The organism is Cellvibrio japonicus Ueda107 (assembly GCF_000019225.1).
Lineage (GTDB): Bacteria > Pseudomonadota > Gammaproteobacteria > Pseudomonadales > Cellvibrionaceae > Cellvibrio > Cellvibrio japonicus.
Map to the genome: position 1 here is coordinate 2,977,337 of NC_010995.1, position 23,198 is coordinate 3,000,534.

At 50.2% G+C, this 23,198-nt stretch carries 19 protein-coding genes; 7 read left to right on the plus strand and 12 right to left on the minus strand.

The genetic code is table 11. The features are described from left to right. Positions 1-8: 8 nt before the first annotated feature. On the plus strand, positions 9-1,199 hold the full coding sequence (locus CJA_RS12290; RefSeq protein ID WP_012488143.1) for a CvpA family protein: 1,191 nt from the start codon (positions 9-11) through the stop codon (positions 1,197-1,199). 19 nt (positions 1,200-1,218) lie between these two features. On the opposite strand, the gene CJA_RS12295 is transcribed toward CJA_RS12290, so the two are convergent. Next, the gene (locus tag CJA_RS12295) at positions 1,219-2,241 is read right to left on the minus strand and encodes a DUF4380 domain-containing protein (RefSeq protein WP_012488144.1); all 1,023 of its coding nucleotides are present in this window, start codon (positions 2,239-2,241) and stop codon (positions 1,219-1,221) included. 151 nt (positions 2,242-2,392) lie between these two features. Here CJA_RS12295 and CJA_RS12300 point away from each other — a divergent pair, with 151 nt between their 5' ends. Continuing rightward, entirely contained in the window at positions 2,393-2,926 is a 534-nt protein-coding gene (locus CJA_RS12300; RefSeq protein ID WP_012488145.1) for a shikimate kinase, read from the plus strand. Positions 2,927-2,939: 13 nt separating this feature from the next. On the opposite strand, the gene CJA_RS12305 is transcribed toward CJA_RS12300, so the two are convergent. Beyond that, positions 2,940-3,200 carry a hypothetical protein gene (locus CJA_RS12305; RefSeq protein ID WP_041551502.1) on the minus strand — a complete coding sequence of 87 codons (261 nt, stop codon included), beginning with the start codon at positions 3,198-3,200 and terminating at the stop codon, positions 2,940-2,942. A 410-nt stretch (positions 3,201-3,610) separates the two neighbouring features. Between CJA_RS12305 and CJA_RS12310 the strand changes: the two genes are divergently transcribed. Further along, positions 3,611-4,708: a TerC family protein gene (locus tag CJA_RS12310; RefSeq protein ID WP_012488146.1), complete on the plus strand. Its 1,098-nt coding sequence runs from the start codon at positions 3,611-3,613 to the stop codon at positions 4,706-4,708. A 37-nt stretch (positions 4,709-4,745) separates the two neighbouring features. On the opposite strand, the gene cysG is transcribed toward CJA_RS12310, so the two are convergent. From cysG to CJA_RS19105, 7 genes are all read right to left on the minus strand, one after another. Then, positions 4,746-6,134: a siroheme synthase CysG gene (gene cysG / locus CJA_RS12315; RefSeq protein ID WP_041552359.1), complete on the minus strand. Its 1,389-nt coding sequence runs from the start codon at positions 6,132-6,134 to the stop codon at positions 4,746-4,748. Between the two features lie 67 nt (positions 6,135-6,201). Continuing rightward, positions 6,202-7,488, minus strand: coding sequence for a serine--tRNA ligase (gene serS, locus CJA_RS12320; protein WP_012488148.1), 1,287 nt, complete (start codon positions 7,486-7,488; stop codon positions 6,202-6,204). A 33-nt stretch (positions 7,489-7,521) separates the two neighbouring features. Continuing rightward, positions 7,522-7,896 carry a fluoride efflux transporter CrcB gene (gene crcB / locus CJA_RS12325; protein WP_012488149.1) on the minus strand — a complete coding sequence of 125 codons (375 nt, stop codon included), beginning with the start codon at positions 7,894-7,896 and terminating at the stop codon, positions 7,522-7,524. Between the two features lie 18 nt (positions 7,897-7,914). Further along, positions 7,915-9,258: a replication-associated recombination protein A gene (locus CJA_RS12330; RefSeq protein WP_012488150.1), complete on the minus strand. Its 1,344-nt coding sequence runs from the start codon at positions 9,256-9,258 to the stop codon at positions 7,915-7,917. A gap of 6 nt (positions 9,259-9,264) precedes the next feature. Continuing rightward, positions 9,265-9,888: an outer membrane lipoprotein periplasmic chaperone LolA gene (gene lolA, locus CJA_RS12335; protein WP_012488151.1), complete on the minus strand. Its 624-nt coding sequence runs from the start codon at positions 9,886-9,888 to the stop codon at positions 9,265-9,267. 72 nt (positions 9,889-9,960) lie between these two features. Next, complete coding sequence (locus tag CJA_RS12340) at positions 9,961-12,312, minus strand: DNA translocase FtsK (RefSeq protein WP_012488152.1); 2,352 nt, start codon at positions 12,310-12,312, stop codon at positions 9,961-9,963. A gap of 79 nt (positions 12,313-12,391) precedes the next feature. Next, positions 12,392-12,616: a DUF1289 domain-containing protein gene (locus CJA_RS19105; protein ID WP_012488153.1), complete on the minus strand. Its 225-nt coding sequence runs from the start codon at positions 12,614-12,616 to the stop codon at positions 12,392-12,394. 147 nt (positions 12,617-12,763) lie between these two features. Here CJA_RS19105 and CJA_RS12350 point away from each other — a divergent pair, with 147 nt between their 5' ends. The 4 genes from CJA_RS12350 to trxB all read left to right on the plus strand — a co-directional run bounded on the left by CJA_RS12350 (position 12,764) and on the right by trxB (position 18,285). Further along, complete coding sequence (locus tag CJA_RS12350; protein WP_148208871.1) at positions 12,764-14,935, plus strand: ATP-binding protein; 2,172 nt, start codon at positions 12,764-12,766, stop codon at positions 14,933-14,935. A gap of 2 nt (positions 14,936-14,937) precedes the next feature. Next, the gene (locus CJA_RS12355) at positions 14,938-15,396 is read left to right on the plus strand and encodes a response regulator (RefSeq protein ID WP_012488155.1); all 459 of its coding nucleotides are present in this window, start codon (positions 14,938-14,940) and stop codon (positions 15,394-15,396) included. Positions 15,397-15,421: 25 nt separating this feature from the next. Next, positions 15,422-17,185, plus strand: coding sequence for a putative bifunctional diguanylate cyclase/phosphodiesterase (locus tag CJA_RS12360; RefSeq protein WP_012488156.1), 1,764 nt, complete (start codon positions 15,422-15,424; stop codon positions 17,183-17,185). Positions 17,186-17,337: 152 nt separating this feature from the next. Beyond that, positions 17,338-18,285, plus strand: a complete 948-nt coding sequence (gene trxB, locus CJA_RS12365) for a thioredoxin-disulfide reductase (RefSeq protein ID WP_012488157.1) — start codon at positions 17,338-17,340, stop codon at positions 18,283-18,285. Between the two features lie 53 nt (positions 18,286-18,338). Here trxB and CJA_RS12370 read toward each other — a convergent pair whose 3' ends face one another. From CJA_RS12370 to CJA_RS12380, 3 genes are all read right to left on the minus strand, one after another. Continuing rightward, positions 18,339-19,838 carry a SpoVR family protein gene (locus CJA_RS12370; protein ID WP_012488158.1) on the minus strand — a complete coding sequence of 500 codons (1,500 nt, stop codon included), beginning with the start codon at positions 19,836-19,838 and terminating at the stop codon, positions 18,339-18,341. Next, positions 19,835-21,109 carry a YeaH/YhbH family protein gene (locus tag CJA_RS12375; protein WP_012488159.1) on the minus strand — a complete coding sequence of 425 codons (1,275 nt, stop codon included), beginning with the start codon at positions 21,107-21,109 and terminating at the stop codon, positions 19,835-19,837. Before CJA_RS12375 ends, CJA_RS12370 begins: the two co-directional genes overlap by 4 nt. 66 nt (positions 21,110-21,175) lie before the next feature. Next, positions 21,176-23,098, minus strand: coding sequence for a PrkA family serine protein kinase (locus tag CJA_RS12380; RefSeq protein ID WP_012488160.1), 1,923 nt, complete (start codon positions 23,096-23,098; stop codon positions 21,176-21,178). Positions 23,099-23,198 lie beyond the last annotated feature (100 nt).

A 23,198-nucleotide genomic window follows, 5' to 3' on the forward strand; every position in this document is an offset into this window, starting at 1 on the left:
GATTTATTATGTCCCTGACCACGATTGTCTTCTTTACGCTGGTGGCAATCTTTGCCTGGCGTGGCTACCAAAAAGGATTTATCGGTTCGATTGCACGCTTGATGGGGTGGATTCTCGCCTATCCTGCAGCAATAGTGTTTACCAAACCCTTTGCCAGGTGGTTGGACACCCATACCGCATTGGATGGATTGATCGTGTATTTCATCGCCGGTGCCATTATTTTTCTCGCCACCAGCTTTGTCGTCACCCTCCTGCTCAACAGCCTGTCACGTTTAATTCCCGATAATGATTTCACCTCTGTCAGCTCCCGTCTAGGCGGATTAACCATGGGTGTTTTGCTTGGCGGACTCTTGGGGCTGCTCGCCGTCTATGGTTTAAGCCTGATCCAGAAACCTCAAATCGCTGAGCCAGAAAGCACTGTTGCAACGGATAGCCAGGATGCACCACCCACTTCCACCACCGGCCAAAGCCCACAGGTGCCAGCAGTGCATCAATTAACACAAGCCAAACAATCGTTTATTGAAGCCAGCGCCAAAAAACTGATAGGCACAGCGACCGCCAAAGCCGTTGATATCACCCTGGAAGACAAAACCACCAGCCAGGTTGCAAAAGCGTTTGTAGAAGACCCACAGACCATGCTGACGCATGTACAAGCCATCAGCAACAGTGGACAAATGCGCAACCTGATGGGCGATGAAAAAATCCAATCCATGCTCACTACCGGGGATATTCACGGCCTGATGCGCAACCCTGAATTCCAGGCCGTGATGAATAACGAACACATGCGGGCACTGCTGGCACAGTCCAATATTGATAGTGAACAAAGCAGCAAGGCAACGGCAGAAAAAATGGTGGCGGCCTGGAACCGGGTCAACCGACTAAAACACGATCCGCGCGTGATTGCGATAGTGACCGATCCGGAAATCCAGCAGCAACTCAATTCTCCCAACAAACTGCCACTGATGATGAATCCGAAACTCAATCAGTTGATGGAATTGATTTTCAGCAGCGACACACCGGATGCAACCGGTGCCGGTTCGTACCAGATAACCGATATTTCCACCGATGTATTAAAATCCGCCTCATCCGGGTCCGAGCAAACCACGTCATCCAGCGCCAAAACAACTATCTATCGCTGGACAGATGAGAATGGGCAAGTCCACTACGCCGATCAGCCTGTTAACGGCGCACGCCCATGAAGCAGCCAATACCGTCTCGCTATAAATTCAATGCGCGCAAAAAAGCGATATGTGCGGCGGGATCATCTGCTCCCCCATAAGGCAATAGCCTCCAGGTCTGCTCTGCCTCCATGTGCGCGCCGGGTTGGAGTTTACGATAGGGAGCATGCACTTCCATTTCCAACAATCCCTGGGAGGGATATTCAGGGATAGAGTCGAGATAGAGTTCAACCTGGCCCTGCTCGGGATGGATGACAGCGGTGGGTTGGAGCGGAAAGTGAATAATAAAAACCTGCCCTTCACGGAAGGCAGCCATCCAACCGGCAGATGGCTGAATAAAGGCTTTACCACGCACACCCGGTTTATCGGGATGCGCCTTGGATACAAAGGTAAAAAAACCATCAACCAAGCGATAACCCAGCGAACCTCGCTGTTCATTCTCCATATGCTCGACACGTACATCTTCCTGGCTGGCGACAGGAACATACACCTGTGAACTGGGCGGAACACGGGTGTTAAACCAGATATCCCAGGCAACCGTGGTATCGCGGATATTGGTGGCCCTGGCCATCAGGTGCAACTGGTCGGGTTTACCCTCCACCAGGGCGTAGTGCTTCTCCACCACGACACCGGAGACCGGACTGGCAGGCGTTCGCATCACCACACGGCGCTTATCGGCTTGAACCACCTGGTTTTTCGCCAGGATCAAATAAGGGTCAGGCGGCCAGACAGCCTTGGCCTGGGCACGGGCCGGATTAACCAGTTGCTGGGTCCACCATTGGCTCTGCGGGCCAAGCCAGGTTTCCTGGGCCAGATAACCGACATTATCGGCATCCGGAGCCACATAGGGCTCAGGTTCACTGATCACCGCTTCACCCTGGCGCAAAAAATTCTCTTTACCCGGTAGGGCTATTGCCAGGATGCGCCCACCAATATCCGGCGTCACTTCCACGGATATCGCCGAGGTATTCAAGGGAAGGCGCTGGATTTGTGCAGCACAGGGGTTAAACCAGAGAGAGCACAGCAGACCGGACAGACTCAACGCCAGGAAACCAGTACGCATAGATAGACCCATTCCTTCACGTGTTATGTTTTTATACCGCGGGTGAAAACCGGGATGGTGACAGTATGCCGGACAAAAGTCACCTCAAGGGGCAGCAATCACCAGCGGCGAGTGCTAGGCTTGAAAGGCTTGCCTAGCGTAGGAGCGGCATATGAGCGAATGCTACAAAAACAGTTTAATCCTGGTCGGCATGCCCGGTGCCGGTAAGAGCACCATAGGCCTGCTGCTCGCCAAACACCTCGCCAAAGATTTCGTGGATACCGACCTGCTGATCCAATTACGCGCCGGGAAAACCCTGGATGATATCCTGCGCGAGCAGGGATACCTGAAATTGCGCGCCCTGGAAGAAGAAGTGCTGCTCGCTACAGATTACCCAAACCACGTTATCGCCACTGGCGGCAGTGCCGTTTACAGCGATAAGGGCATGCAGCATTTGAAACAATTCGGACCTGTTGTCTTTCTTGATGTCACACAAGCCGAACTGGAGCAGCGCATTCACAACATGGAAACACGCGGGATTGCCAAGCACCCGTCACAAAGCTTCAGCGACTTATTTCTGGAGCGCCGCGATTTATATATGCGCTACGCCGATGTCATCATTGACGGCAACCACAAAACCCTGGATCAACTGGCAGATGAAATCATTTACTGGGAGGCCGAAAACTATGCGGCTATGGATGCCTGATACGCAACTGCTATCAGACCGAAATATTGATAGAGCCCTGGCTGGATTGACGCCGATCCTTACCGGCACGGGTTTCCAGTAACGGGGCCCTGGACGCTTGTCGGCGATCCTGTTTGCGCCGCTCCACAAACCCGGGCCGCAAATGGACGGGAATCTCTTCGCCCTCACCTATTCCATGGGAAGCCGTAGACTGGGTGACAGCCCTAACCTCCGAGGGACTATGAGGATTTTTGACCCGCACTGAGCGGGGTTCTATAGGACCAAGATAAACCATAGTCACACCTGATAAGGTTTTTCATCATCAAATTCACCGTATTCCATAGGATTAACACCACATCGCTCCACATAATCTCTATCGGCATTTACCGTGTTTTCTTGAAAACTACTCCCGGACATTGCACAAAACCGCAACACAAATCACAAAACTGCCGCTCACGATAAACCAGCCTGACCACACTCATTGCTTGACCCTATAACCAGGCTCTTTATACTGGGCCTCACGAAGGGGAGTAGTTCCCGCCGCGATGGTCGTCAGTACGAGTGGCTCCCGTAGCACTCCGGTCACGCGGGCAAGGTGCATGCACCTTGTGAACGAGACCTTTGTCGCAATGACAAAGGTCGTGCTATACCCATGTTACATCCCCCGTCATTGCGTTAATTATTGCTAATGACGGAGCCTGTCCCATGCTAAACGACATTTTATCCCCCCTATCGATACAATCCTTATTGCAAGCTATCTTTTCAAGTATTTCTCCTTTAAACACGCCAGCCATTACCGGCCAAGCTGCACACCATGCCAACCTGGCCACTGAAGCAGGCCTTTATGTACAAACGATTGGCACCTGGTGGATGTGGCTGATTTTTTTCACCCTGGTACTGGTTGTACTCGCGATCGACCTGGTGTTTGTCGGCGGTGGCAAACAACATCGGGTTTCGCTCAAAGAGGCAGCGACCTGGTCCATGATTTGGGTCAGCCTGGCCAGCCTTTTTGGTGCCGGGTTATGGTGGTACCTGGACCTAGAATACACACGGGAATTTGCCAATACCAAAACACTGGAATATTTCACCGGTTATTTAATTGAGAAGTCACTTGCGGTCGACAATGTCTTTGTTTGGCTGATGTTATTTAATTTCTTTGCCATTCCGTTTGAGCTGCAAAAACGGGTTCTCACCTACGGTGTGCTGGGTGCAATTATCCTGCGAACTATCATGATCTTTGCCGGTGTCTGGTTAATCGCGCACTTCCACTGGTTACTCTATCTGTTTGGTGCATTCCTGCTCATCACAGGCATTAAAATGTGGTGGATTGCCGATAAAGCACCCGACCTGGAACATAACCCATTGATTCGCTGGGTGCGTAATCACTTTTCAATTAGCGCCACACTCCAGGGAGAGCGTTTTTTTGTGGTGGAAAACGGTGTGAAGATGATGACGCCCTTATTCTTGGCACTCATCATGGTTGAAATCTCCGATATTATTTTTGCAGTAGATTCAATTCCGGCCATTTTTGCCATCACCTCAGATCCCTTCATTGTGCTGACATCCAACCTGTTTGCCATCCTGGGATTAAGGGCGATGTATTTCCTCCTGGCGGACATGGCCGGACGCTTTGCCTATATCAAATACGGCTTGTCGCTGGTGCTGGTTTTCATCGGTATCAAAATGCTGCTGATTGATCTTTATAAAATTCCGGTAGGCTGGTCACTCCTGGTTGTCGCCGTCCTGATTGGCGGTTCGGTATTGATCTCCCTGGCCAAGACCAGGCCAGGCAATCCGTATTAATGTTGTAACCATCAATCCCCCCCATAAACACCGGTGTTTATGGGGACGGATTGAACCAGTGTAGTTGGCGATGCAGTAACACGACCTCTCCCACAATAACCAGGGTGGGAGCATGGACCTCTTGTGCATCGACCAGGTCTGCAATGCTGGCCAAATCTGCCACCAGTACACGCTGCTGGGGCGTAGTGCCCTTTTCAACCAGGGCCACCGGCGTTGTGGCTGCACGGCCATGGGATACCAGCGTCTCGCAAATATCACGCAGGCCAACCAGCCCCATATAAAACACCAGTGTCTGGCCAGGCATCGCCAATTCCGGCCATTGCAAATTGGCATTATCGGATTTGAGGTGCCCGGTAACAAAACGTACTGATTGGGCGTAATCGCGATGGGTCAGGGGAATACCGGCATAGGCGGCACAACCGGATGCAGCAGTAATACCCGGTACTACCTGAAATGGAACCTGATGCTGGGCGAGCAATTCTATCTCCTCACCACCGCGGCCAAAAATAAAAGGATCTCCTCCTTTCAAGCGCAGCACACGTTTACCTTGCAGCGCCAAATCGACCAGCAATTGGTTAATGTTGTCCTGCTCCATACTGTGTTCACTGCGCCGCTTGCCCACATAGATACGTTCAGCATCGCGCCGCACTAATTCCATCACCGCATCGGACACCAGGCGATCGTAAAGCACCACATCCGCCTGCTGCATTAAGCGCAGGGCGCGCAGTGTCAACAATTCAGGATCGCCGGGACCTCCGCCAACCAGGTAAACCTCACCGCGCGTTATAGTCACATCATCGCACTGGATTTCTTCAGCCATCAGCGTTTCAGCCGCATCGGTTTGGCCGTTGAGGGTTAACTCCGCCGCAGGCCCCTGCAGTATTTTTTCCCAAAAACGGCGACGCCCCTCCGTATCACTAAAACGGGCCTTCACCCTATCGCGCCAGCGACTGGCTAACTGGGCCAGTTTTCCGTAATTAGCCGGAATCAGGGTTTCCAGTTTTGCGCGGATCAAGCGCGCCAATACAGGCGCATCACCACCGCTGGACACGGCAATTACCAGAGGAGAGCGATCAATAATGGCGGGGGTGATATAGGTGCACAAGGCAGGGCTATCCACCACATTCACAGGTAAGTTGCGCGCTTTGGCATCGGCAGACACTTGCGCATTAAGCGCTTCATCGTCAGTCGCGGCAACAACGAGTACACAGTGATCCAGGTCTGAGGATTGGTATTCACACTCCCGTAACTCACCTTGTTGCTGCGCCACCAGGTCGCGCAACTCGGCCGAAACCTCCGGTGCCACAACACGCAACACAGCACCGGCCTTAGCCAATAAGCGCCCCTTGCGGGTCGCCACATCGCCGCCCCCCACCAACAGGCAGCGACGTTGTTTCAGATCGAGAAAAACGGGAAAATATTCCATAGCACAAAACAGCTTAGCGAGAAAAATAAAGGCATCAATAAAAAAGGTGGGCATTGCCCACCCTTTTTTATTGTTTAACCGGAGCCAGGACTTCCTGGCCGCCCATGTAGGGCCTTAGCACCTCCGGGATAATCACACTGCCATCTTCCTGCTGATAGTTTTCCAACACCGCCAAGAGTGTGCGCCCAACCGCTAACCCTGAGCCATTCAGGGTATGCAGCAGTTCCGGCTTACCTGTTTCTTTATTGCGGAAACGAGCCAGCATACGGCGCGCCTGGAAATCGCGAACATTACTGCAAGAAGAAATTTCACGGTATTTATTTTGCGAAGGTACCCAGACCTCAATGTCATAGGTTTTGGCTGCCGAGAAGCCTATATCCCCGCCACAGAGAACGACGGTACGGTGCGGCAACTCCAGGTCATGCAGAATTTTTTCAGCATGCGCCACAAGCGCCTCCAGGGCTTCATCAGATTTTTCAGGTTGTACCAACCATACCAGTTCCACTTTTTCAAACTGATGCTGGCGAATCATGCCACGGGTATCGCGACCATAGCTGCCAGCCTCTGAGCGGAAACAGGGTGAATGAGCCACAAACTTGATGGGCAATTGATTGTCTTCAAGGATTGCATCGCGGTAAATATTCGTCAGCGGGACTTCTGCGGTAGGAATCAAATAAAACTCCCTATCGTCAGTCAGCTTGAACAAATCTTCTTCGAACTTGGGTAACTGCCCTGTACCAAACAGGGAGTCGCGGTTGACAATAAAGGGGATGTTCACCTCTTCATAGCCATGCTGGTTAATGTGTGTATCCAACATAAACTGCGCCAGTGCGCGATGCAGACGCGCAATACCTCCACGCAATACGGCAAAACGCGACCCCGTAATTTTAGTGGCAGTATCAAAATCCAGGCCGCCCAAGTCAGCCCCCAGGTCAACGTGATCCTTAATCGGGAAATGAAAGCTGCGTGGCATACCCCAGCGGCGGATCTCTACATTATCCTCATCGCTTTTACCTTCCGGCACTTCATCCGCCGGGATATTGGGAATAGCCTTGACAAACTCATCCCACTCGGTTTGAACCCTGGCCAAATCGGCCTCGGCATCAACCAGTTGTTGCTTGATCGATTCAACCGCTTGCATCAAAGGTGCGACATCTTCACCTGCCTGCTTGGCTTTACCAATCGCCTTGGAGCGGGTATTGCGTTCACTTTGCAGGTTTTCGGTTTTAATCTGAATTGCCTTGCGTGTTTCTTCCAACGCCTGAATTTTGGCCACATCCAGTTCATAACCACGCTTGGCCAAGCCTTTGGCTACCTGTTCAGTTGCAGTGCGAAGTAATTTTGAATCTAACATGATGATTTTCTGTTTTTTAAGTGAAAGAAGTTGTTAAAAAAACTTTTGCGTCAACGCCATGCCGACAAAAGCCATTAGCAAGCCCAGGACAACAGAACTACCGGCATAAAAAAGCGCATTCAACCCATGACCGCTCTGCCATAACTGGAGAATCTCCAGGGAAAATGCCGAGAAGGTTGTAAAACCACCCAGGACACCGGTGATAAAAAACAAACGCCAGGCTTCGGGTAAGAATGCCTTTTCCACCAGTATCACATAGGCCACACCAATCAGGCATGAACCCAGCAGGTTGACCACAAACGTACCCAGTGGAAATTTGTTATTGAACAATGGTGTCAAATAGCTAACTGCGGCAAACCTGAGTACCGATCCCAGCGCACCGCCTATCGCAATTGCCAACCACTGCATCACCGAATGCCACCTGCCTCATTTTTTATAGCGTTGATATCGACTTTGTTGATCAAGCTCGCGGAGATGCGCCAGCTTTTCCTGGATTTTCAGTTCCAGACCGCGCTCAACCGGATGGTAATAGCGCTTGTCAGCAATAGCCTCCGGCAGATAATTCTCCCCTGCGGCATAAGCCCCCGGCTCATCATGGGCATAGCGATATTCCGCACCGTAATCCATATTTTTCATCAGCTTGGTGGGCGCATTGCGCAAATGCAGGGGAACATCGTAAGCCGGTTGGGTCCGCACATCGGCCATGGCTTGGTTGAAGGCATTATACACAGCATTACTTTTGGGTGCGCAGGCCAGATAAACCACCGCCTGGGCGATGGCCAGCTCCCCCTCCGGGCTGCCCAGTCGCTCCTGTACATCCCAGGCAGACAAGCATAATGGCAAGGCGCGCGGATCAGCATTACCAATGTCTTCACTGGCCATACGCACTACACGGCGGGCGATATACAGGGGATCGCAACCGCCATCGAGCATACGCACTAACCAATAGAGTGCACCATCCGGTGATGATCCACGGACAGATTTGTGCAATGCCGAAATCTGTTCGTAAAAAATATCACCACCCTTATCAAAACGACGCACATCTGCTGCCAGCACTTCGCGCAGTACATCTTCGTTGATAACACGAACCCCCTCTTGCTCTTGCGCCAAATCCGCTGCGATTTCAAGCAAATTGAGTGATTTGCGTGCATCACCATCTGCCGCCTGGGCCAGGCTGTTTAATACCTCATCATCGACCTCAAGGCCAGACTTGCCCAACCCCCGCTCTGCGTCGGTTAACGCCTGGCGCATCACCTGTATTAATTGCTCAGGCTGCAACCCACGCAATACGTACACACGGCAGCGCGACAACAGTGCATTGTTTAATTCGAAGGAGGGGTTTTCTGTGGTGGCACCAATAAAAATAAAGGTGCCATCTTCCACATAGGGTAGAAATGCATCCTGCTGTGATTTATTGAAGCGATGAACCTCGTCAACAAACAGGATCGTTTTACGGCGTGTGCTGATTCGCTCCTGCTCAGCCGCTGCCACCGCTGCACGGATTTCCTTAACGCCGGACATGACTGCAGAGAGGGTTTCAAAACGGGCATTCGCCTGTTCGGCAAACAGTTTGGCAAGCGACGTTTTGCCGACGCCTGGAGGCCCCCACAAAATCATCGAGTGAAGTTGTCCGCGTGTAATAGCCTCGCGCAAGGGCTTACCGGCTGCCAGCAGGTGCTCCTGGCCGATGTAGTCATCCAGGTTGCGGGGCCGCATACGCGCAGCCAAGGGTTGGTACGCAGGTGCCGGATTGCCAAACAAATCACTCATGAAAGATTAATTCTTGATAATTTCTGTACCTGCTGGAGGAATAAAATAAAACTTCTCTTCCGGCAGCGTTTGATTGCGTTTTACGTTGCTCAGCTCACAACGGGTCATTTGGCCCAGTGAATCCTGAATGACAAATTCGCTCAGTTGACCCGCCCCAAAAACCAGAACCAATTGCTGAAACAGCCCCTCTGTCACTTTGGGAGTTAAGGTAAATTGCTCTGTAGTACCCTCCGCCTTGCGCGTGATGGTGAAGTTTTTGCGCAGCTTTTCGACATCTTCACTCAATAACAGCGCCGGGGTCTCGCGCAGATCATTGCTAAATTCACGCACATTGACCGTCTCAAGATCAGGGTCGTACAGCCAGATATTCTTGTTATTGGACACCAGCAATTGCGGCATAGGCTCGGCGGTATTCCAATAGAACTTGCCCGGGCGCATGAGCATAAAATCACCGTGGCTTTGTTCCTGGATTTCACCCTGGGCATCGCGGACAGTTTGGGTGAACTGGCCCTGCAGGCTATTCATGGCGTCCAGGTGCTTGCGCAATTGGGTTGCCGCCTGATCGTCGGCCATGGCTATCAGGGAACAACAAGCCAGCAACAGGGCGACACAAGATTGGAAAATACGCATAAAAAATCCCGAAACAATGTAATGAAGGTAGGGTGATACTAAGCGCCAAGCCGTGAACGCGATCTTAACAACCTAATGGCCTCCTCCTACCAATACTTCGCGGTTACCGTTGTGCCCGGCAGAAGAAACCACGCCGGCCGATTCCATGGTTTCAATCAGGCGGGCGGCGCGGTTATAACCAATGCGCAGCTTGCGTTGCACCGCTGAAATAGACGCCTTGCGCGATTCGATCACAAACTGTACAGCCTCATCGTAGAGGGCATCGGCCTCACCATCGCCATCCTCTCCCCCTTCACTGGCCAAGCCAGGTACAGGGATAGAGTTGTTATCGTCATCGGTAATACCATCGATGTATTGTGGCTCCCCGCGCTTTTTCCAATCAGCCACGACACGATGCACCTCATGGTCATCCACAAAGGCGCCGTGAACACGGATAGGCACGCTGGTACCCGATGGCAAGTACAACATGTCACCATGGCCGAGCAACTGCTCTGCCCCCCCCTGGTCAAGGATGGTGCGCGAATCAATTTTGGAGGAAACCTGGAAGGCCATGCGCGTGGGAACGTTAGCCTTGATCAGGCCGGTGATGATATCAACCGAGGGGCGCTGGGTCGCCAGGATCAAGTGAATACCGGCAGCACGGGCTTTTTGCGCAATACGGGCAATCAGTTGTTCTACCTTTTTCTTGTCCACAATCATCATCATATCGGCAAACTCGTCGATCACAACAACGATGGCGGGCAAGGTTTCCAAACGGGGGGGTGTTGCCTCTTCGGCTCCCGCCTCGTAATTTTCTTCAGGTTTGAACAGGGGATCGGGAATAGGCTCACCCGCCTTGTTGGCATCATCGATTTTGCGGTTAAAACCCGCCAGGTTGCGCACACCCAAGGCCGCCATCAGTTTGTAGCGGCGCTCCATTTCCCCTACGCACCAGCGCAGGCCATTGGCCGCGTCCTTCATGTCGGTGATAACCGGCGTGAGCAGATGGGGAATGCCCTCGTAAACGGACAGTTCCAACATCTTCGGGTCCACCAGAATCAGACGCACATCCTGGGGGGTGGACTTATACAGCAGGCTGAGCAGCATCACATTCACGCCCACTGACTTACCCGATCCCGTGGTACCTGCCACCAGCAAGTGGGGCATCTTGGCCAGGTCTGCGACAACCGGTTGCCCGGCGATATCATGTCCCAACGCCATCGTGAGCGGCGATTTGGCATTGTCATATTGCTCGGAAGCGATCACTTCAGAGAGTCGCACAATCTCGCGGTGGGCGTTGGGAATCTCTACCCCCATCACCGATTTACCGGGAATAACCTCCACGACACGCACGGAAACGACGGCCAGGGAGCGCGCAAGATCCTTGGCCAGACCGGAAATACGGCTCGCCTTGATACCCGGTGCGGGCTGGATTTCAAAGCGGGTGACGACAGGACCCGGTTGAACAGATACCACCTCGATATCGATACCAAAATCCTTGAGCTTTAGCTCCAGCATACGCGACATGGCTTCCAGGGATTCTTTTGAATAGCCCTTTTCACTGCGCTTATCGGCAGGATCCAACAGGCTTATCGGCGGCAGCTGACCAACCGCCGGCTCCAGGGATTCAAACAACGAGGGTTGCTTCTCCTTCTCCACCCGGGGACTGGGAACCGGCTTCTTCCTGGGGGGCTCAGCGATAATCACCGGGGCAACGCGTTTGGCTTCTACCCTGGCATGTTGCTCCACCACTTCACGGCGATGTTCCTGGGCCTTCACGGCAATTAATTTCTCCTGGCGTTCACGCTGGTACAACTGCCACTTTTCACGCACCTTTGCCAGGCCAATCAGAGTCCAGCGCCCCATGTCCTCCATGAGTTTCAGCCAGGATAGATCGGTAAAAATCGTCATACCCACTAGAAACAGTGCCAACATCAACAAGGTCCCACCGGTATAGCTAAAGGCACCGTTCACCCACTCTGCCATATGGGCTCCGAGAAGGCCGCCATTGGAGTTGGGCAGCACAAAACTACCACTGCTGTAGTGCATGGTGGCGATTGCAGTGGCCGATACCATGACCAGCACCAACCCCACAATACGCAATCCCAGAAACAACCCGTCAAACTCGCGTTGCCCCGTGCGATCGCGCAGTACCAACCAGGCGCGATAGGCAATCATTACCGGGAATAAATAGGCGATATAGCCAAAAAGCAGGAAAAACACATCCGCTAACCAGGCGCCGAAAGGGCCGCCAGCATTTTCCACCAGATCATCATCCCCTGTATGCGACCAGCCAGGATCTGTGGGGTCATAGGTCACCATCGCCAGCAATAAATAAAGGCACAGTGCCCCCAATCCTATGAGGGCACCTTCTTTCAAGAGGCGAACTAACAGGTTAGAGGTATGCTCAGGCGCAGGGGCTTTACGTGACGCGTTAGGTTTCAATGGTGTAATCCCGTGTATTCGTTATGGGTCAAACAGGCGGGTATTGTAATAACTGGAGCCAGATTTACCACCGGCCAGATCACTTGGCAGGAAACTGTTTTTGACGCTGGCATCGACGTTCGGCCACAACAGCCAGGATCGCCGCCTGTTGTCGGGGTGTTGCAGTGGCCCAATGTGTAATTTCCGCAAGGCTGCGAAAACACCCGAGGCAAATATCATCATCGTCCAGGCAGCAATTGCGGATACAAGGAGATGATAGGGATCGGCTCATGGAAGTAGGCTCCGTTTTATTACCAAAAAACATAAATGCTATTAATAATCAACAATTTTGGTGAATAAGTCTGATTTGAAGCAGATTTTTCACCGGCTGATCTACACTGGGTGCAAGGTGCCTCCCCATGCGCACCATAATGATTGGATAGTATCTCAGGGGTTATGGATAGAAAGAGACATGCACAATATCACCGCCTACCTACCTGGCCGTCTAGCAATTGTCTTCGGTACAGCCCTGTTATTAATACTTACCGGGGTCACTGTGATATTCACCTGGCATTATCCGGGTGCACTGGCAGGTATTTACGCCTATACCTCCTTGATGGCCTATAACACCGCTATCGGGTTCCTTATTGCCGGCCTGGGACTCCTGTTACTCCTCAAAAACCACAGGGGGGGGCTTATTACCTCCTCATTATTGCTGGTGCTCCTGGGTGTTATTACTCTACTCGATCTGGTTGCCGGTTTTTCCTTAAACAGCACCCAATGGTTTGAAGTGATGCTGGCTCAAGCCCCGGACAGACGCCAACCTATGTCTCCCACTACTGCGGTCGCTTTTATCACGGCTGGCATGGCCTATGTACTTGGCGGCAACCAGAAAGGTTATCCCAGTATCCTGGTATGCCTGGCCGGCATATTGATTATCTTCATCGCGGTTATCGGGCTCCTCGGTCGCGGCTTTGACACCCTACCCAGCTTTGCCTGGCTGGGCATCAAAATGGCCCCCCAGACTGCCATCGGCTTTATGCTGCTGGGTAGCGGACTCATCACATTACGTGTTCACGCTGCAGTGATTGCCTTTAATCGATTAGCTTTTTTTTATCGCCTGCTAACCGGGTTTATTTTTATGAGCCTGCTGTTTTTATGTATAGGCTCAATCAGTATGCTGCAAATTCGCAACGTTGCCTCCCTGACACAACAAATTTACCAACAACCCCTGCAAATCAAAAATACCGCATTGCGAATCAAGGCGACAGTGAGCACCTTGAATCGGGTTTTGAAAGACATTGCTGTTGACCCCACCGAAGATCATCATCAGGAGATTAGCCAGAAAATGACTGAGGCAAGGTCAAGGATTGATCAGGATATATATTTTCTAGCGCAGCTCCAACCCGGGGCCCAGGTTTTATCCGAACTTAAGCATCACCTTGAACTCTGGTACGCCCAAATCCGGGAAGCACAGATTGAATTGCAAGCCTCTAATTTCAGTGGCTATCGCGAACTTACTTTGCGACAAAACCAGGAAACAGCGATTGACCTTGAAGGTTTATGTGACACACTCGCATTAAAAGCCCAGAAAGAAATCGAGCAGCTTAACCTCCAGGCCAGTGATACCGAACGTCGGGCCGCCAACCTTATGCTCCTTGTGATTGCCGGATTTTTTATCGCGGGTATCGCTATAGCTGCACTTATTACGCGCAGCTTAAGCTGGCAATTACAGCAAATCCGCTTGGCTATGCTGGCCATTGCCGACGATAAAAGCCGGATATTGATTCCTTTTCTCGACCATCCTCATGAAATCGGCGATATGGCCAAAACCCTGGCCGTATTTGCCCACAATAATGATGAGCGCCGTCGCTATGCGCAGCTTCTGTTACAGCACCAACAAGACCTGGAGGCTATTAATCGCCGTTTGGCACAAACCAACAAGGAATTGGAAACCTTTGCCTATGTAGCCTCTCACGATTTGAAATCGCCCCTGCGTGGTATTGCCCAATTATCCAGCTGGATTGAAGAGGATCTCGCTGGCGGCGAAACGGAGGAAGTTAACAAACACACCCGTATGATGCGCAACCGTATCGCACGGATGGAAAAATTGCTGGACGATTTATTAGTATTCTATCGCGCGGGAAAAACCCAAGGTAATCTCGCGCTCGTACCCGTCGCCCAAATGGCGCGGGAGCTATTTGATATTCACAACACCAAACCCGGTTTGCGTTTGGAGCTGGATGAAGATCTACCGGTTTTTGAAACCCTGGCAGCCCCCTTTGAGCAGGTTATACGCAATCTTTTTTCCAATGCGATCAAACACCACGACCGGGAGCAGGGCTGGATCGCTATTCACTGCAACACACGGGATCATCGCTTCTACGAATTCCAGGTATGTGACGATGGACCGGGCATTCCCGAAAAATTCCAGGAGCGCGTTTTTGGCATGTTCCAAACACTCAAGCCACGGGATGAGCTGGAAGGTAGTGGTATGGGGCTGGCATTGATCAAAAAATTGGTTGAAATCTACGGCGGGCAAATTCGCCTGCACTCCCAGGGACGAGGTTGTTGTTTTACCTTTACCTGGCCACAAAAAATAACCCCTACAGGATCGTCCATACCACTTCAGGGAGTTGCATAAACATGGCAGACCAGCTCTATCCACCGACGCACCCACAATCATTGAAAACCGTAAATCTACTGATTGTCGATGATGATGACATAGATGTCACTGCGCTTAAGCGAACACTGCAAAAATTAAAGTTGCTCAACCCATTATATCGAGCCAAAGATGGCATAGAAGCACTGGATTTACTGCGCAATGGAGAAGTGCCCTCGCCCTACATTGTGCTATTGGATATCAATATGCCTCGCATGAATGGCCTGGAGTTCCTCGAACACCTGCGCGCAGATCCCGCACTGACCCATGCGATAGTATTTGTACTCACCACGTCCAAATCCGATGAAGACATCATTGCAGCCTATCGCGAACATGTTGCCGGCTATTTACTAAAACAGCGCATGGACAGTGATTTTATGCAGGTAGTAGGTCTGCTGGATCATTACTGGCGCGTCATTGAATTACCCAGTCCTCACCCCTGATGCTTACTGAGGAGAGTTATCTTGCATGAAGCTTTTACTGATTGATGACAATGAGCTGGATCGCGAAGCTATTATCCGCACATTTAAAAAATCCGAGTGGGATATTGATATTACCCAAGCTATTTGCGCTAACGATGGCCTGGTTGAATTTGATCGCAATGATTTTGATGCGGTGTTACTGGACTATCGGCTACCGGATATTGATGGCCTGGAAGTATTGCAGCTACTCAACCAGCATCTTCATCACCATGCCGCCATCATCATCTTGACAGGAGCCAGTGCCGATGATGAATTGGAGCGTTCGTTTATCGAAGCGGGCGCACAGGATGTCCTCTTCAAATCAGAAATTACCCACAAACACTTAACCCGTGCCATTACCCATGCACGGGCGCGGCACCAATTGGAGCGGCAACTCTACGACAGTCACCAGCGATTGCGCTCCCTGGCCGAAAATGATTCCCTCACTGGCCTCGCCAATCGCTACTACTTCGATGAAAGCCTGCGCGCTGCTATTGCCCGCGCCAAACGCCAACATGATCAATTGGCACTGCTCTTTCTCGACCTGGATAACTTCAAATTAATCAACGATAGCCTGGGCCATGTGGTAGGTGATGAAGTATTAAAGGAGGTAGCGCAACGGCTGCTGAATGTAGTTCGCGCCGGCGATGTCGTGTGCCGGCTCGGCGGCGATGAGTTTGCGATATTAGCGCACCACTTTGATACAGAAGAATCTATCAGCCAATTGGCACAACGTATCCTGGATGATTTGCGCAGCCCCATCGTGATCGGCAATACCGAACACTGTATCTCAACCAGTATTGGCATAGCTACTTACCCGGATGCCGGGAACAGCGCCAGCGACCTGCTGAAAGCAGCCGATATGGCCATGTATCGTGCCAAGCAGGATGGGCGAAATAATTTCCAGTTTTTCTCACCCGCCATGCAGGCACAAATGCAGGAGCGCATACGCACGGAAAAAGAGTTGCGCGCACTGATTCCCACCGACCATTTCATCCTCTTCTATCAACCGATTGTGGACGCACAAACCTGTACCATCTGCGGTGCGGAGGGGCTTATCCGCTGGGATCATCCGGAGCGGGGTATATTACCCCCGAGTGAATTCATCACTCTCGCAGAAGAAATAGGCCTGATTGGTGAAATTGATAGCCGCAGCCGGTTAAAAGCCTGTCAGCAATTAGCGGGCTGGCGCCAGCAAGGCCTTGTGGCGGATGATTTCGTGATGAAATTCAACGTCTGTGCCCAATTGTTAACAGATGACGATCTCTACCAAGGCATTCTTGATGACCTGCATACCTGTGAATTGCCTGGCAACTGTGTCAGCCTGGAAATTACCGAATCCATATTAATTAGCAACCTCGAACGCACGGCGCGCAAGCTCCAACAAATGCTGGACTATGGTATCGATATCGCCGTTGACGATTTTGGAACCGGTTATTCATCCATTGCCTATCTCAAGGAGCTGCCGGCACGCACGCTGAAAATCGACCGCAAATTCGTGCAAGGTGTCCCTGAAAACCCGGCGGATTGCCGTATCCTGCGCGCCATGATCGTCTTTGCCAAAAGCCTGGATCTTACTGTCGTCATCGAAGGCGTTGAAACACGGGAGCAGGCCAGGATATGCCGAGATTATGGTGCCGATTACCTTCAGGGCTACCTGTTTTCCAAACCTTTATCGCCCAGGGATTTCGAGCATTTTTTACACAACCACAATCACCGCGAATGGCAACTACGCCTTTCGACCCTGGGCGGCCTGATAACCAGCCCATGATGGGTTCAATAGCAAATCACTATCGAGAACAATAGCCAAACCTAATCCGCAATATTGATCCAGACAATTTTGCACCCCTCTTGTGTTTGGCCTATCATGCCCCCACTTTGCCATTTTCCGACTTTTGAACTGATTCAGTTAAGGAATCCGCTATGAGTGACGTACAACATCATCGCCTGATTATTCTCGGCTCCGGCCCTGCGGGTTACACGGCAGCCATTTATGCGGCTCGTGCCAATCTCAAGCCTGTGGTCATCACCGGTATGCAACAGGGTGGTCAACTAACCACAACCACCGAAGTAGAAAACTGGCCCGGTGGCCCGCATGACCTGCAAGGTCCAGACCTGATGGTACAAATGCAGCAACACGCAGAGCGGTTCAACACAGAAATTATTTTTGATCACATTCACGAAACCCAATTAACCGAGCGCCCCTTCAAACTGATTGGCTCTAATACCTACACCTGTGATGCGCTGATTATTTGTACTGGTGCCTCTGCACAATACCTGGGACTCCCATCAGAAGAAGCCTTTATGGGGCGTGGTGTTAGCGCCTGTGCAACTTGCGATGGCTTCTTCTACCGCGACCAAAAAGTAGCCGTGGTGGGTGGTGGTAACACTGCCGTGGAAGAGGCGCTTTATTTATCCAATATCGCCAGTGAGGTCACCCTGATTCACCGTCGGGATAAACTAAAATCCGAAAAAATCCTGCAGGATAAGCTTTTCGCCAAAGAGGCCAGTGGCAATATCAAAATCCTGTGGAACCATCAACTGGAAGAGGTACTGGGTAACGATTCAGGGGTGACTGGTTTGCGCTTGAAAAGCACCCAAGATGGCAGCCATCAGGAAATCGATGTTGCCGGAGTTTTTATCGCTATTGGCCACAAGCCCAATACGGATATCTTTGAAGGCCAGCTAGACATGCACAATGGCTATATCAAGGTAAAAAGTGGTCTTGAAGGTAATGCGACGGCAACCAATATCCCTGGCGTCTTCGCTGCCGGTGATGTGGCTGACCATATATATCGCCAAGCGATTACTTCTGCTGGCGCAGGTTGTATGGCGGCACTGGATGCGGAGAAATATTTGGACGACCTGTAATCGCAGGTGTTGTATCCATCAATGAAAAAGCCGCTGTTATAGCGGCTTTTTCATTATGCAGGAAGCTGTGGTGGACAATGGTAGCTCTCTTTAATGTTATGTCCATCAACCGAGTGCAGGTGAACATCAAATCCCCATAAGCGATGTAGATGTTTCAAAACCTCATCGGTGGACTTTCCTAAAGGTTTACGATTGTGCATGGTATGGTGCAAGGTTAAAGAGCGGTCGCCACGCACATTCACATTGACAATCTGTAAATTAGGCTCGCGGTTGCCCAGGTTATATTGTCCCGCCAAAGCCTCCCGCAAGCGGCGAAACCCCATTTCATTATGAATTGCATTAACCTGGATTTTCTCCTGCTGGTCATCATCCACAATGCTAAATAGCTTCAGGTCACGCATCACCTTAGGCGATAAAAACTGTAAAATAAAACTTTCGTCTTTAAAGTTCTGCATGGCGAAATGCACCGTTTTATTCCAATCCCCTCCTGCCATTTCGGGAAACCACTCGCGATCCTCAGCCGTAGGATTTTCACAAATACGCCGTATATCCATAAAAATGGCGAAACCCAACGCATAGGGGTTAATACCGGAATAATAGGGATTGTCATAGGCAGGTTGCGCAACAACGGACGTATGTGACTGCAGAAACTCAAACATAAATCCATCCGTCACATAACCGCGATCATAGAGTTCATTGAGCAAGGTGTAATGCCAAAAACACGCCCAGCCTTCATTCATCACCTGGGTTTGACGCTGCGGATAGAAATACTGTGCAATTTTGCGCACAATACGGATAACTTCCCGTTGCCATGATTCTAACAGCGGTGCATTTTTCTCCAGGAAATAGAGGACATTTTCCTGTGGTTCTACAGGAAACCGCGGTTGCTGTTTGACAATATCTTCAGCGGCTGCCCTGGGAATAGTTCGCCACAGATCATTTACTTGTTTTTGCAAATAAGCTTCACGTTCTTGTTGCCGATGCTCCTCCTCCTGTGCCGATATTGGGTAGGGTCGTTTATACCTATCTACACCATAATTCATCAATGCATGACAGGAATCCAGCACATCCTCTACCTGGGCAATGCCATAGCGCTCCTCACATTTACTGATGTAATTTTTAGCAAACACCAAATAGTCAATAATTGAACTGGCATCTGTCCAGGTGCGAAACAGGTAATTCCCCTTAAAAAAGGAATTATGGCCATAACAGGCATGGGCGATCACCAATGCCTGCATAGCCATAGTGTTTTCTTCCATCAGATAGGCAATACAGGGGTTGGAATTAATCACTATTTCATAGGCCAAACCCATCTGGCCACGCTTATAGGAGTGCTCTGTACTAAGGAAATGTTTGCCATATGACCAATGGCTGTAGCCAATGGGCATACCAACTGCAGCATAGGCATCCATCATCTGTTCCGAGCTGATGATTTCAATTTGGTTGGGGTAAGTATTTAAACCATACTCGGCAGCAATTTCACCCAGTATCTGGTCACAATCCTGAATCAACTCAAAGTTCCATTCGGAAGAGGTAAATAAAGGTTTCTTCATGCTACTTTCTTCTGAAACAGTTCACGAAAGACGGGATAAATATCTTCAACACCAATAATGTGCTGCAGGGAAAATTTATCAGGATACGATGCCCTCACTTCTTCGTAAGTTCGCCAGAGTGATTGATGCTCATTGGGAGTAATTTCGATATAGGAAAAATATTGACAGCTGGGAAGCAGCTTATCCACTATCAAATCGCGACAACTGTCAGAGTCATCCCCCCAATTATCACCATCCGATGCCTGGGCGCCGTAAATATTCCACTCCTCCGGTGAGTAGCGCTCTTCGATAATAGCATTCATTAGCTTTAATGCACTGGAGACTACTGTGCCGCCAGTTTCCCGCGAGTGAAAGAACTCATCCTCATCCACTTCTTTCGCACTGGTATGGTGACGGATAAAGACAATATCAGTCTTCTCATAATTGCGCTGCAAAAACAGGTAGAGCAAAATAAAAAATCGCTTGGCGACATCTTTTGTGGCTTGGTCCATGGAACCGGACACATCCATAATACAAAACATCACCGCTTTGGAACGGGGAATGGGTTGCTTGATATGGAGGTTGTACTTAAGGTCAAAGGTATCCAACCAGGGGATACGATTAATCGCCGTATACAGGCGTGCTGCCTCTTCCTGCAACGCGGTATAACGCAACCGATCACGACTGGATTCCGGCTGCGCCTCCAACTCCGACAGTTCAGATTCCACTTCATCCAGGCGACGCCGCTTACCCGCTGTCAATGCAATACGACGCATATTGGCAGAGCGCAAGGAGCGCACAATATTAATCTTGCCTGGCTGCCCTTCATTGGCAATACCAGCCCTTACCTTTTTAAACTCTTCGATGCCGGATAACTGCCGCTTCACCAGATTGGGCAATTCCAGGCCATCAAACATAAAATCCAGAAACTCTTCCTGTGACAAGGTAAAGGAAAAGTCATCCTCTCCCTCTCCGGAATCACTCGCCTGTTTACCGCCGCTACCGGCACCACCACCTTGCGGACGGGTAATCTTATCACCCTCTGAAAAGTGTTTATTGCCAGGAAGCACTCGATTATTAAAACCACCATCACCGTGGTGGATAACAGGCTCATTGATATCCTTGGCAGGAATACTGACTTTTCCCCCTTTATCTATATCGCGAATGGAGCGATTACTGACAGCATCGGAAACAGCTTCACGGATTTGATCCCGATAGCGGCGTAAAAAGCGCTGACGATTTACAGCGCTTTTGTTCTTGGCATTTAAACGTCGATCGATAATGTAACTCATCGCAAACCCTTAGCACCTGATGGAGCAAGTTAGCCTGAGGAAAACTGCCGGTTACAACCTCCCTGACTATTGCGACTTACGTACACGCAAATACCATTCAGATAACAAGCGGACCTGTTTCTCGGTATAGCCGCGCTCTACCATACGCTGTACAAAGTCCTGATGCTTTTTCTTGTCCTGCGCTGATGCCTTGGCATTGAAGGAGATAACCGGCAACAAATCCTCAGTATTGGAGAACATTTTCTTCTCAATTACCGTACGCAGTTTCTCATAGCTGCGCCAATCAGGATTTTTACCGGCATTATTGGCCTTGGCACGCAACACAAAATTGACAATCTCGTTGCGGAAGTCTTTGGGATTACTGATACCTGCAGGTTTCTCAATTTTTTCCAGCTCTTCATTAAGCGCTGCGCGATCCAGAATCTCACCGGTTTCATGGTCGCGATACTCCTGATCCTGAATCCAGAAATCCGCATAGGTGACATAACGGTCAAAAATATTTTGGCCATACTCCGCATAGGATTCGAGATAGGCTGTTTGAATTTCTTTCCCAATAAAATCAACATAACGGGGGGCAATAAACTCTTTCAAAGCCCCCAAATATTTGTCTTGCACTTCTTTAGGGAACTGCTCCTGCTCAATCTGCTGTTCAAGCACATACATTAAATGTACCGGATTAGCTGCAATTTCTGTCGGATCGAAATTGAATACCCTGGAAAGGATTTTGAATGAAAACCGGGTTGAAAGACCCGTCATTCCCTCATCCACACCAGCCATATCCTTGTACTCTTGCAAGGACTTGGCACGCGGATCTGTGTCTTTCAGGTTTTCGCCATCATAGACACGCATCTTGGAAAAAAGATTGGAGTTCTCAGGCTCTTTTAAACGTGACAGTACAGAAAACTGCGCTAACATACGCAGAGTATCAGGCGCACAGGGTGCCTTGGATAAGGAACTATTGTGTAACAGCTTCTGGTAAATTTGCATTTCTTCCGTAACACGCAAGCAATATGGCACTTTGACGATATAGACACGATCAATAAAGGCCTCATTGTTTTTATTGTTGCGGAAATTTTGCCACTCGGACTCGTTGGAGTGCGCCAGAATCACACCATCAAAAGGAATAGCTCCCAATCCCTCTGTGGAATTAAAGTTACCTTCCTGTGTTGCTGTTAGGAGCGGATGCAAGACTTTAATAGGAGCCTTGAACATCTCCACAAACTCCATAAGCCCCTGGTTCGCACGGCACAAGCCGCCACTAAAACTGTAGGCATCAGGATCGTTTTGGGGAAACTCTTCCAACTTGCGGATATCAACTTTACCAACCAGGGAAGAAATATCCTGGTTGTTTTCATCTCCCGGCTCCGTTTTAGTAATCGCAATCTGATTGAGAATCGACGGATAGAGTTTTACTACTTTAAATTGCGTAATATCGCCGTGGTATTCCTGTAAACGTTTAGCAGCCCAAGGGGACATAATTGTTTTTAGATAGCGACGGGGAATGCCATAATCCTCTTCCAGAATATTGCCATCTTCCTCCGGATTAAAGAGACCTAAGGGGGATTCAAATACGGGAGATTCCTTGATGCAATAAATAGGCATCTTTTCCATCAAGGTTTTCAACATTTCTGCCAATGATGATTTACCGCCACCCACAGGGCCAAGCAGGTATAAGATTTGTTTCTTTTCCTCCAGCCCCTGCGCAGCGTGCTTAAAATAGGAAACAATCTGCTGGATGGACTCCTCCATACCATAGAAGTCAGCAAAGGCTTTATAACGTTTGATAATCTTGTTAGAAAAAATCCGACTGAGACGGGAATCCTGTGAGGTATCAATCATTTCCGGCTCGCCAATTGCCATCAACATGCGCTCAGCAGCGGTGGCATAAACACTGGGATCTTTTTTGCAGAGTTCGAGGTACTCCTTTATCGTGAGCTCTTCTTGCTGAGTGGCTTCATAACGTTCACGGTAGTGATTGAAAATACTCATAAGTGACCTCTATTAGCGATTTGGAAACACCCGATAGGAAAGCTGCCGGGTTACAACCTACAACAAAGACGCCTGATTTAAGCATAGTCCCAATTCCCTG